Below are 12,175 nucleotides of genomic sequence, written 5' to 3'. Positions count from 1 at the left end.
TAGTAGAGCGAGTAAAACTATGAATATGATTGGTAACCTAATCTTCATAAAGAACACTAACTATTTGCTTTGGGGTGGACAACGCGTAGCGTTGGACGTCCCAGCCCCGCAGGGGCGACCAACAGCAACTTGTTAGGCGCCTAGCAACTTAAATAGTTTACTCAACCACGTTGTATTAGGCTTGTGAGTATTGTGAATAGCTAAATTGCTATCATTAGCAGACATAAACAATTTCCACTCTTTAAAATCAATCACTTTATGATTTACTGGTTCAGAACCTGCTGTGGCGAAATACGCTCCAACCAGTGCGGGATATGTAAAATAATTTTCGGAGAGGGGGACTAGCTTATGCTTAAATGCTTCCATCCTCCACTCATGAGATGAATAAATCCAAGTCCGCCCACATTTTTTACAATTCAATTGAGTACCCGAATTATTGGGACTAGAACTTCGCTCAAAACATTCCAGCTGGATTGCAGCTTGAACTAACTCGTTTTGATAATAGTCGTGCCAGCCGGGTCCTTGCTCTTTGCTAACCCAAAACTCAAACTGCGGCCATTTGCATGGACAACTATTGTCATCCACATAGGCTTTCAATGTTTCTCTAACTCCTTGTAAATCACGCGCAAAGTTACTACGAGCTTCTTCAATTAACTTATTGTCATTTGATGGCCCACTGTCTGTAGACTTTCTCGCAGGCTTGGAGTATTTCAGCGAACTATTCAATTTATTTTCTTCCCTGCAAACACCGTAAGAACAAAAATTTTTCAAACTACGTATCAATTAAAAGTTTATTGGCTACGTAATTCTGCGCCTAACTATCGCCTAAACGGCGAGCAACTTGTTGCGAGTCCAGCGGCCAAAGGCCGCGATGTTTAAGGCGCTTGTTAGGTGCCATAGCAATTTAAGTAACCCAGCGAAGCAGGAAAGTATGTTTTTGCCCAGTCTTCAAATTCGAAAATTTTATTTGTGGAAAGCGGCTCACGATCTGGGACAAAAAGAACTAAATTACCGCCACCAACCAAGTACGACTTTAGTTCTCCTAGTTTGGCTGCACACGCACTTATAGATGAAACTTGGTCAAATCCTTCAGCATCTGACAATGCTTTAAACCCGAGTTCCGAAACTAGGCCATTTCTATAGTCGTTTGAATTTGATGCAAGGGTGTTCATAACCACCTAACACAAAGTTAACCGGCAGAACGGAGCCGGCATGCCGGCGGAGTGATTTGCGGCGGGGCATAAAATTTTGCGGAGCAAAATGCCCCGCCGTAAACTGTCCGCGTTGAACGCCTTGTTAGGCATCATTTATGCCACCCAATGTGATTAGCAACCCCAGTCATTGAATCGATAACAAACTCATTTCCAAAGAATCGGTCAGCACAAATCTCACCTTTTTTGTTTACGCAGATAAAAGCAAAGGAGTCTCTTTCAACATCGGGCTCAATTGCTTGGACTTGCCAGAAGATTTCCCCGTCTCTGCCAATGCAATAGATATTTCTGTTGTGTTCATCAAGGGCAATATCCCGCCTCCCACCGACGTCAAGGAGAACGATCCTTCTACCCTGAGGAAGATCTAATTCTTGGCAAATCAAAGCGAGTTGGTTTTTCGTTAAGTACGCCATGTCAAATGCCTAACGCCCGCAGCACAGGCCGAAACCAGCGCAGCGGTTGAGGTCCAGGCCACGCAGTGGCCGATTGTGACTGCGTTTGTTAAGTTGCATTATTCGACCTATAAGATAATTTACGCATTGCCCAAGCAAAAATTATTGATGCAGGAACAACTATCAGAGTGGATAGGCTTGAGAATATAAACCAACCAATTAACATTTCAGGCTCGTATTCATTATGTAAGTATATTCCGGCAGCCCAATAAACTAACAAGATTATGTAATTAGTCAGAATCGCTACAACAGCAACTATAAACCTGCTTCTTTTGTATGAAAAAAGTGCACTCACTAGAATGATAGCCAGTAAAATTAGCAATTCTTGCACAGTAACTCCATACAACTTAACGATTAGCGCACGTGCGGCAAAGCGCGCAGCGATTTGGCGTCACTGTGGCGCGCCTTGTTAGCCTGAGATGAGAAACAACAAGGCAAAGCCGACACCCAAACCACAACAACGCCACACACGTGCAAGTAAAAACCAAACCAACAAACAACTGACCCGCGCAGCTTTGCTGCCCACGAGTGTTTATTGGCACCTGTAAAATTTACGTTAAAGACAAACTATCAGAAGGGATGCAGCGAGCACAACTAGCAGTTTAAACCTGGCGCAAACGAAGAACTACCAAACAGCGCCACCATCCCTGATGATTTGCCTTACCGGCGAAAACTATAAAACCCGAAAACAGGCTAACGTTTAGCGCACGCGCGCGAACCTTGGTGAGCGTCGCTGCGGCCGCAGGCCGCAAGTGCCGCGCCTTGTTATAAGCCAACTTGAGTTGTCCAACCAACCCTGATGATTTCTAAAATAATCGGATAATATATGACAGAGATAAGAATAGCCTTGGGCTTTGATAGGCGTTCTTGCAGTTTTTTCATTCCATGCACAGAGTTGTAAGCGAGCAAGCCAAACGATCCAAGAATAGACGTAAACCCTAAAATCATGTGATACACACTGCTAGAATCAACTCCATTTTTTGTTAGCAGAACAGCAAGAGCTAAAAATGTACTGCCAATAAGCATATTTCTTAAATGGTCAAATATATCTTTTATTGTTGAATCAGACACCAATACTTCTCCTTGGCTTATAACGCTGAGCGCACGCGCGGCAACTGCATCGCAGTTGACGTCGCTGCGGCCAAAGGCCGCAAGTGCCGCGATTTGTTAGCCGAGAGCCCGGGTAAGGGCCACGCTAAAACCCAAACAACGCCGCACGCGCAAATTTAAAATTAAGCCCGCGCACAGCTGACTTTTGCAGCTTGGCTGCCATAAAGCGCTGAGCGGAGCCTGTAAACAATTGGTGAACAACAAACTACCAGAAGGGAAACGAAGAACGCAATTTCCGTTTGCACTTTACCCAAGCAACGCACTGCCTGAACAAAGCCACCTACCCTGGTGTTGGCTGTACAACCTGCCAAAAACTATAAAACCCGATTAACGGCTAACTACCAAATTTAGCGCGGAAAACCGCGCAGCGGGTTGACGTCGCAGCCCACGAGCAGCGTGGGCGATAACATTTGCTTGTTATGTGCGTTTTTGACCATTGAGATGATTGAAAGAATTCCGTAAAAACTCTTCATAGATTTCAATATGCTCTTTTATTTGATGTTCGCAATCGACTTCTGGATAATTCATAATGATATTCAAAGCGTTGTACCTTGCTGCTGCATAGAGCATTGACGAACTTGCTTGTGGCATTGAAGTCTCGTCTTTTATCTCATTAGCTTTATCAATGTATCTATTTACGACTTCCCAGAATTTATCATCCATAACCGAATTTTCTCTTGAGCACATAACATATTAATCAACTACAAAACGCACGCTTTTAAGCCTGCGCTGTGCCTTTGATGTTTTTTAACATCAGTTAACACTAACGAAAAAAGATACAGATCTCAAGCCTTTGCCACTGTTGCACGCTTTGTAAAATGCGAAAGCGGGCGTGGCGCCGTTGATCTGGCGCCAAACATTTAATTTACATTTCACAGATCAGAATTGCTGCCCGAGGGCACTGCTTTGGCTGCGTTTTTCAATCACAACTGGCGGTCGGTAACCTTAGTCGGCGTGATGCCAGCGCCCTATTGAAACTGACGGGTTTCCAACCTGGCTATATCCCCATGCCGGCAAACAGCCGCGGGTTATAGATATCGTGGAATACTTGCTGCAGGCGCAGCTGTGCGGCGTCCGGGTGACTGGCGTTAAATAGCAGGATGCTGCCAAGGCCTGGCGGTACTGTTACGCTGGGTAGTTCCAGCAGCACGTTTTGTTGGCTGTGCAGCCAATCGCTGCCGAGTTGTTGCGTGCTGACCGGATACGGAAAGTTGTCCCAGTCAGTGGGAATTGCGCCCTGAAACCGACTCACCAGCGCATCGGGTAACTGATATTGGCCAAGTCGGTAGCTTTTCGGCACAAAGCGCGGTGACGGCAGATAATTGGCCACTTCCAGCATCGCCACGGCCGCCGAACTGGCGAAATACAGTACGCGCTGACCGGGTTGATTCCAGCGGCCGCCACTTTTGAAACTGGCGCCCTCGCCGCTGTAATTCTCCAGAAAGGCTTCCGGACAAATTCGGTACAGCTGCATCAGCTGAAGTCACCAAATTCAATAGCTTGCAGCACATCGGCGACCATTTTGCGGCCCACGAAACTGTCAAATAACGCGATAGGTTTGTCGCCGGATAACGCCGGCATCGGGCTATTGAGCCACTGCCGCGCCATCTCTGTGCCAAACAGCTGTTCGGCGCGGCAAATCAATTGCAGGATATCCAGCACCGGCTCGGCCTGATGACTGGGTAAAGTGCCTTTATACAGGCGACTGATATTGGCGGCGCTGATCGACAACGCAATGACCAATACGGGTTTTAATTCGGGCAGCCATTGCAGTAGGGTTTTGACTTTGTCGCCTGAAACGCCGTCGCGTACCAGCTGCAGATAACTGCGTTTGTTCTCAAAAACTGCGGTGGATACAGCACAGGCGTCGGACACTGTTTGATTGGTCTTTGCCTGACCGGGCGTGGTTTGACTAGACGTGGTTTGACTCAGTGCAGTTTGACTAGGTGTAGTTTGGTAGGACGCGGCCATGGTTCACCTCCGGTTTGCATCCCTTGAAGGTACATCAATTTGATTTGCACAGCAAATCAAATTGATGTTCGTAACGTTCACTTACGCAGGTTCTCTGCAAGCAACACTTCGCGCGGGCTTCCCCCAAGGCCATTAAAGAAAAATCGATGGTGCCCTGCCGCAGGTTATGTTCGACCCGGGCCGCACGGCGCGTTAGCCAAAAAAAGGAGCGGCATCTGATCTGTACATTGGCGGATCAAGTAATAACCTTGTATTGAAGCCCCGAACCTTTCCATCACCGCCAGGAAAAATCCAGATGAAAAAACTTACCACTTTACTGTTTGCACTGCTGATCCCGGCGCTTTGCAGTCAAGCCGCCTTGGCACAGGACAGCAACGCTGCATTGGTGCCCTTACCGTCCGTCGACGACTTCTCCAAAGGCAAGGATGGCTGGAGCCTGGGACTTGGCTTTGGTGTTGAATATGAAACAGCCTACGAAGGTTCTGACGAATTCGGCCTGGAAATCGAGCCTGCAGGCGGACTGCAATGGCGTCAGGGCGACGATGTGTACTTTTTTGCCGGTGAAGCGCTCGGCTGGCGTGGTGTGCGCGCCAATACCTGGTTATTCGAGGCCCTGATCGGCTTCGATGAAGGGCGCAAAGAAAGTGACTCCGACGATGGGCATTTGCTCGGGCTTGGTGAGCAAAAAGAAGGCGCTGAGCTGGTGCTGCAGGCGCGTCGCGCCTTCGATGCCGATTGGCGTTATTGGCTGGTTGGTCGGGTCGTCACCGGTGCTGACGGTAATCTTGGCCTGTTTGGCGTCGGTCGCCGTTTCGGCAGCCAGACCGACGGTTCCGGTTCTGAAGTGAATGTGGTCGTAGTTGCTCACGACAGCGAATACGCCAACAAAGGTTTTGGCATCACCGCAGCCCAGGCGATGGCATCCGGCCTCAAAGAAACCGACCTCAGTGGTGGCTTACGCTCCGTAGGCATCAATTACAATTTCCGCCATTTTGTCGATGACCATTGGCAGATTTATGGCGAAGCACTGTATGAGTATTTCGGCAGTGAAGTTCGCGATAGTCCAATCGCCCGCAGCGCCTATGAAGCCGAAATCGGCGTCGGGTTTATTTACTTGTTCTAACTAGGGTGCAGTAACGGCGTGGATCAGATGCGCCGTTACCTGAAAAACCAGTGCGGTTGAAGTTAGTGGATTCACCACGACAAACAGGCAACGACGCGCTGCTCAGAAACGAGCAGCGAAAACCGCCAACCGTTGCGCTCACACAACCTTTGCACTATGCCTAGCCCCAAACCATAACCCTGAGACGGCGCCCCGGTTGGCGCAAACTGGCCATCAACGTCATGATGCTGTTGATTGGTGCTCACTTGATTGGTCATCAGTTGATTGGTGATCAAGAGCTCCTGTGCTTTGATCAGGATTGAGATCGGCCCTTGTCCTGCATACGTGTGCTCGAACGCATTGCGCACCAGATTATTCACCGCGATAAGAAACGCCTGTTGATGGCCGCAGATGCAGGGGTTGTCCAGATGTTCAATTTCAACATCAACAGATTTGCCGCTCAGTAAGTGGCGCTGCAGATCTATTGCTCTTCTCACCAGCGGCGTCACCAGGAACTGCTCTTCATATAATCCATCGTCGGTTTCGCGGGCAAGGCATAAGAACATTTCAATAGTCGTGGTCATATCGAGCGTCGCACGCCGCACGCGATCAAGGGTCTGCACATCGCGCTCTGCCAAATCACTTTGCTCCAACAGCTCCAGCGCACCGGTGATAACCGTGATCGGTGTACGTAACTCATGACTGGCGGCACTGGTAAAGTCGCGCTCCCTCGTGACAAATGCATTGATCCGCTCCAGCGTTTTCTCAATCGCGCCGGCAAGCACACCAACTTCATCATCGCCAAAGCGGCCAGAATCGATGCGTTTATGATCGTCAGTCGACAGGTGCTCCAGATCCAGCTCTGCAACTGCTTTGGCCAGTTCTGCCACAGGTGCCACTGCTCTTCGCATCACCAGCACGCCAAGGCCGAACCCCAGCACACCAAGCGTTCCGACTACAGTGCTGATCAGCAGCAGCAACCACCAATCCTCTGCTGATTCCGCCTCAATTCCGGCGACGTCGAACACCACATAAGCATTCGGCATTGCATTACTGCTTGCCCTATCACCAGCCGGGATCACCGCAACATGCAACTGTTCAGCTTCGAATTCGTATAATCCCTCCGCCGGGTTGGTCTGTGCCCATTCCCGCAATGACGGCGGCAAGCTGGCCACATCGTTGTAGCCACGCAGGTTCGTTGTCAGCAGCGGATAGTTTTTGGCAGCAACCTGCAGTTGTTGCGTCAGCACCCGGTCTTCGCTAAGCCGGATCGCGCCAAAAAAAGCCAAACCCCACACCACACTGAGCACTGCAACACAGATCGCAAAGGCAAAAGCGACACGCTTGCGCAAACTGTACTTATACACGCTTAATTTTCCTCAGCAATGCGGTAGCCGATGCGATGCACCGTATGGAGCAGCGGGCTGTCGAACGGCCGGTCGATGGCCTGTCGCAGCTTGTACATATGCGATCGCAGCGCATCACCATCGGGCACTTCGTCCGCCCATAACAAGGTTTCCAGCGCATCGCGATCCACCACTGCCGGCGCCTCTTCCATCAGGCGTTGCAGTAATTTCATGCCGGCAGGATGCAAGTCGACTCGTCGTCCCGCCCGATACACTTGCAGCGTCGATTTATTAAAACTCAGCTCACCGACCGTCAGCAGGTTATCGGTTTTACCATGACTGCGTTTGTACAGCGCCTGCAGTCGTGCATGTAGTTCCTGCAATGCAAACGGCTTGACCAAATAGTCATCGGCGCCAGCGGCAAACCCCTTCAGCTTATCGTCCAGCGTGTCGCGCGCTGTCAGCATCAGCACCGGCTTATCGATGTTGGCCTCCGCGCGCAGTTTTTTGCAGAAACTCAGGCCATCCATCCCCGGCAGCATCAGGTCCAGCACAATCACGTCAAACGGGTTCGTCAACGCCAGGTGCATCGCGCTGATACCGTCATAGGCAAAATCCAGAATATACCGATGATTTTCCAGATATGCGGCGATGTTCGCACAAATGTCGCGATTGTCTTCGACAATCAACACTCTTACCGGCGCTTCACTCAATGTGCGAACCATGTACACCTCTCCTGTTGCGACGCTCTTTTACCAGGCGTAATCCATCCGAAGGCCGATCAGCGGCTCGGCTTCGCTATCGTCTATCACGGCCACGCCACGGCGGTAGTCAAACTCGCTGCCATCGCCTGACGACGCTGCTGTAACGTTGATCACATCCAAAAAGGCGGTCACATCGATCGGGCCCAACGTGCGCCGATAATCCACCCGTAGATTCAACAAGCCGTAACCGCTTTGGCGGCCGACGTTACGCGCGGTAATTTCTTTAGAGAAGCGTAGCGGCTGTCCTGGTCCCAGCACATCGGCGTGGATAATATAGGTTTGGTCTGGCTTGCCGGACAGATATTTATAGCGCCCGGCAACCTTCCAGCGGTCGTTGATTTCCCAGGTTAGCCCCAAAGTCGCAACGTGCTTGCGGCTGAAGTCGGCCGCAACCTCACCACGCCCGTCTTTCTGATCGATGACGATATCGTTATAAGAATAAGTGGCGCTGGTGTAAAGACCTTCACGGATCGTCCCGGTCAGCACGATATCAACGCCGTTTGATGTGCCGTCCCCGCTGTTAGCAAAGGTCCCTTTTGCCCGGTCAAGATCGACGATCAGGTCATCAAGGTTTTGATAATAGGCCTCAGTAAGCACCGACCAATTGTCGCTGAGGAAATATTTAAAACCGACACTACTATGGGTCATTTTTTCGGTCTTCAGCTTATTTGACGCGTTCGCCGCCAGCTCTAAAAACCGTGGCGACTGATGAAAGCGGCCTGCGGTGGCAAAATATCGTACTGTTTTGCCGGGCTGCCAGTTGACGCTAAACCTGGGCGACGCAAAGCTTTCGTCAGCAAAACCGTCGCGCTCGAACCGCAGGCCAGTACCAAAATCCCAATCTCCATGTTCAAACACCTGGTCGACGTAGCCAGCATAGTTTGTTTCTTTCTGTCGGACTGCCGAATTGATGTTGTTCGGCGTCAGCACGATAAAACGCTGCTGCGGGTTTGGCCTGAAATCATCTTTGTCGTAGACAAATCGGTTCCAGTCACCAGCTAGCCGCGTCTTGTAGTCCAGTTCAATTTGCGTCAGATGAATGCCTGCACTCAACATACCCCATTGATTTGCTGTCTTAAAATCACTACGCCAGCCCGTTTCAGTTTCAGCTTCACCGATGGTGATAATGTTCTCCCGCACCGGAAAACTCGAAGCAGGTGATCCCGGCGGCACCAAATCAGGAAAGGCTTCCCCTTCTGAGCTGATTTTATCGCTGTTGCGGTAATACAGTTTATTGGTCAAAACCGCGTCTGCGCCGAGCAAAGATCGCAATGTCAGACCATACAAATCGCTATCTTGCTTAAAATCTAACAGCGCAGCATCTTCGAAATTCGGCGAGGCAAAAACATGCGTGACACCGCGAACATAGTCTTCATAGGTATCCATCAGCAGAATTTCAAAGGTATGGTCCGGATGGATCGGCACGACCGACTTCACAATGACATCTCTCAACACCGGCTCACCGATATCCAGCTCTTCGATAGTCTCAAACAACGCGCCGAAGTCGAGTCGCCGCGCAGAAACCAGCATCGTCGAGTCATCGCTGAGCCCGGTTGGACCGTCATAACCGACTTCAAAACCTGCCAGATCGTAGCGGAAACTGGCGGAAGGGCTTGGATTGCCATCGGCGACTTCCAGCTTCAGCAGTGATGCCGACCGGCCGCCATAGGCTGGCCCCCAGCCGCCGGGTGAAAACTCTGCACCACTGATCACGTTCGGCGCAAAAATTGAAAAACGCCCGCCGCCACCGACATCTTCATCCTCACCCAGCGTGGCATCAAAGTGCACCGCTTTATCAAAGGGAAAGTCATCGACGAACAACAGATTGTCTCTGGGGCCGCGACCACGCACGCTGAAGTTGGCGAATTCACCGGTGGCAGCCAGGCCGGGTAAGCCATCCAGCGATAACAGCGGATCTGCACCACCGCCGACCGCACTTAACAAGGCTTCGCGGTCGAGATAACTGCTTGATGCTGATGCCGAGACATCCGCCTGTCGAGCCCGCACTTCTACTATCTCAATCTCCTCTTCTTTTAGGAGCTTAAATTCAATCTGGATATTTTTGCGTGTCACCACCCGCACACTGGGCTCAAACGAAGACGCAAAGCCGTTTTTACCCGCGTTCACGGCATAAAGGCCAGGCTCGAGCGCCGCAACGACGATACGGCCCTGTTCGTCAGTAGCTACAGTTTGGCCGGTTGAGGCTTCCCTTTTTTTGATAGTGATTTGCACACTGGATAGTGGCCGGTCTGTTTGCTGATCTTTGACGACAATAGTCAGCGCGCCGGGCGCCTCTGCGCCGAACGTGACCAGCGGACAGCCCATCAGCAACGCACACAGCGTCAACCAGCCTATTTGTCTGAATGTCCTGCTCATAAAATTGTCCCTATCAAAGTTAACCACGGTACTTGCTTTAAGTCCTTACGCATCTCGCGAACCTCCCAAAATCAACCAAATGAATTTGCCAACACCGGGAGGCTAACAGAGGCAATGTGACCAAAAAGTCGCCGAAACATGACAGTTACTGTTGAGCAAGGCTGCAGGCAGCCGCGTCAAGCGCAGGCAATGCCGGTGAGTATTAGAGAAAATATGGAAAGACGGTTAGCGCCTGGCCAAAACCGGTTTGATACGGGCAGAGTTTTTGGATAAAGGAATCGGGTGTTTACTGTGGTTTGCTGGCGTGGCTAGCGGAAACGCAGATGAGTCGGCGAACATCCTGAAAGTTGACTAAGACCGAAAAGCTGAATTCTGAAAGTCCGTAGGGGCACCCCTTGTGGGTGCCCGTCTTCCGCGGATTTCGGGCACGTAACAAAACCTGCAGGCAGGCCGCCAATTTCAATGTGCGACTACAATTGCGGAAGCATTGGCTTCAGTTACGACGAATAATAGATAGGTACAAAGTAACAACAGTGTTGTCATATTTCGCATGGGATCCCTCGTATCGTTTCGGGTTTAGACGCTTATTAACTGGACGTTCCGCCTTCCATACGACAGATCCACAGTGACATTCAGCATTTGTTTAATATTCCGTGTTATCTCTTAGAAGCCTCACGCCGCAGAGGGTGCGCCATCTTTTTGCGGCGCACTTTCTACGATTGTTATATGGACTAATTTTGGGGCCTTAGCTCTTCGATTATCTGCGCATCGATCCAAAACAAATCTGATTGAGAGCCCGCCTTGCCGTTGGCAGTTGGCACCATTCTGTTGAAGAAAAGATATTTTCCGTCAGGAGTGACCTGTGGCCCTCCTTCTCCAGCGTTGGTGTTTACCTTGTCCCCCAGATTAATCGCTTCTCCCCAAGAGCCATCTTTCTGCCGGAAACTAATATAGAGGTCAGCGTCGCCATAGCCGCTCGCTCTTTCACCATCCCACATTAGGTAGCTCTCGTCAGGCGCGATGTATGGGTGGGCATTCCATTTGCCTGTGTTGATTTCTTTGGGAAGCGGCTTCGGGTCTTGCCATTTGCCACTCACGAGCCTTGAGTACCGAAGAATTCCATCAAGGGCTGAATTAGCTCTTTCGTCCAGAACTAAAGTACCTTTGGCAGACGCTGAAAGGCTCATAATGCGTATTGCTTCAAAAGCAGGGCCAAGGCTTTTCAGCTCTGACCAACCGTCAGCTTTGCGTTCTTTATACTTGGCACCATAATGCAGAGTTTTCCCGTCTGGAGCGTAAAAGGGTCTGTTTTCTCCAGCCGGCACCGCTATCTTTTGCCACTTATCGTCCACGTTTCTAAAAATGACAAGTTCAGGTTCCCGGGCGTCACGAGAGTGTTTCCATCTGGTGACAAAAAACTCTTTCATGTCAGAGGAGAAACTACCAGCATCCCCCCATTCTGCTGTATTCACAATGCCGGGAGCAAAGGGCTTGGCGGTTAAACCTGGCGGTGTTTGCCCCAGGTAAGGGCCTTCGAGCGCAAGAAATTCATCTTTGCTAAAACTTTTGCTACTCATAGTGAGTATAGAAAACAGCACAATAACGAACATACACACACGATCCATAGCTTATTTTTCCTTTAAATTCGGTTTGATATCAAGCGTTCATCTGGTAGCGCAACCTTAGACTTTACTGAGGGCGTAAAGTGTTGATAAAGGTCTGGGTTTACCGTCGGCGATTTCCTGAGCCGAAGGACAATCTCTCACTGGTAAAATGCAAAAAAGCGTCAAGAGCTTGTTTGAGACTCAGCGAGAATGTGAATTTATCGGAATAAAATACAAAA

General features: G+C 50.1%; 12 protein-coding genes. 1 reads left to right on the top strand and 11 read right to left on the bottom strand.

Annotated features, from left to right (window positions below; all coding sequences use genetic code 11):
- Window positions 1-132: 132 nt before the first annotated feature.
- From ACQ66Q_RS00975 to ACQ66Q_RS00945, 7 genes are all read right to left on the bottom strand, one after another.
- Window positions 133-726 (bottom strand): hypothetical protein, encoded by a 594-nt coding sequence (locus ACQ66Q_RS00975; RefSeq protein ID WP_430455068.1) that lies wholly within the window; start codon window positions 724-726, stop codon window positions 133-135.
- Between the two features lie 161 nt (window positions 727-887).
- Window positions 888-1,172, bottom strand: a complete 285-nt coding sequence (locus tag ACQ66Q_RS00970) for a hypothetical protein (protein ID WP_430455067.1) — start codon at window positions 1,170-1,172, stop codon at window positions 888-890.
- 131 nt (window positions 1,173-1,303) lie between these two features.
- Entirely contained in the window at window positions 1,304-1,624 is a 321-nt protein-coding gene (locus ACQ66Q_RS00965) for a hypothetical protein (RefSeq protein ID WP_430455066.1), read from the bottom strand.
- Between the two features lie 804 nt (window positions 1,625-2,428).
- Window positions 2,429-2,734, bottom strand: a complete 306-nt coding sequence (locus tag ACQ66Q_RS00960; RefSeq protein ID WP_430455065.1) for a hypothetical protein — start codon at window positions 2,732-2,734, stop codon at window positions 2,429-2,431.
- A 456-nt stretch (window positions 2,735-3,190) separates the two neighbouring features.
- On the bottom strand, window positions 3,191-3,436 hold the full coding sequence (locus ACQ66Q_RS00955; protein ID WP_430455064.1) for a DUF3144 domain-containing protein: 246 nt from the start codon (window positions 3,434-3,436) through the stop codon (window positions 3,191-3,193).
- Between the two features lie 334 nt (window positions 3,437-3,770).
- Window positions 3,771-4,247, bottom strand: a complete 477-nt coding sequence (locus tag ACQ66Q_RS00950) for an RES family NAD+ phosphorylase (RefSeq protein WP_430455063.1) — start codon at window positions 4,245-4,247, stop codon at window positions 3,771-3,773.
- Window positions 4,247-4,744 (bottom strand): antitoxin Xre/MbcA/ParS toxin-binding domain-containing protein, encoded by a 498-nt coding sequence (locus ACQ66Q_RS00945; RefSeq protein WP_430455062.1) that lies wholly within the window; start codon window positions 4,742-4,744, stop codon window positions 4,247-4,249. Before ACQ66Q_RS00945 ends, ACQ66Q_RS00950 begins: the two co-directional genes overlap by 1 nt.
- A gap of 295 nt (window positions 4,745-5,039) precedes the next feature.
- Here ACQ66Q_RS00945 and ACQ66Q_RS00940 point away from each other — a divergent pair, with 295 nt between their 5' ends.
- Window positions 5,040-5,867, top strand: coding sequence for a MipA/OmpV family protein (locus tag ACQ66Q_RS00940; protein ID WP_430455061.1), 828 nt, complete (start codon window positions 5,040-5,042; stop codon window positions 5,865-5,867).
- A 71-nt stretch (window positions 5,868-5,938) separates the two neighbouring features.
- Here ACQ66Q_RS00940 and ACQ66Q_RS00935 read toward each other — a convergent pair whose 3' ends face one another.
- From ACQ66Q_RS00935 to ACQ66Q_RS00920, 4 genes are all read right to left on the bottom strand, one after another.
- The gene (locus ACQ66Q_RS00935) at window positions 5,939-7,213 is read right to left on the bottom strand and encodes a sensor histidine kinase (protein WP_430455060.1); all 1,275 of its coding nucleotides are present in this window, start codon (window positions 7,211-7,213) and stop codon (window positions 5,939-5,941) included.
- Window positions 7,214-7,215: 2 nt separating this feature from the next.
- Window positions 7,216-7,917 (bottom strand): response regulator transcription factor, encoded by a 702-nt coding sequence (locus ACQ66Q_RS00930; RefSeq protein ID WP_430455059.1) that lies wholly within the window; start codon window positions 7,915-7,917, stop codon window positions 7,216-7,218.
- Window positions 7,918-7,944: 27 nt separating this feature from the next.
- Entirely contained in the window at window positions 7,945-10,332 is a 2,388-nt protein-coding gene (locus ACQ66Q_RS00925) for a TonB-dependent receptor (RefSeq protein WP_430455058.1), read from the bottom strand.
- 731 nt (window positions 10,333-11,063) lie between these two features.
- Window positions 11,064-11,957: a hypothetical protein gene (locus tag ACQ66Q_RS00920; RefSeq protein WP_430455057.1), complete on the bottom strand. Its 894-nt coding sequence runs from the start codon at window positions 11,955-11,957 to the stop codon at window positions 11,064-11,066.
- Window positions 11,958-12,175: the final 218 nt, after the last annotated feature.

Source organism: Rheinheimera sp. (genome assembly GCF_965283995.1).
In the GTDB taxonomy this organism is placed as follows: domain Bacteria; phylum Pseudomonadota; class Gammaproteobacteria; order Enterobacterales; family Alteromonadaceae; genus Pararheinheimera.
This window is presented reverse-complemented; position numbering and strand designations above follow the sequence as displayed.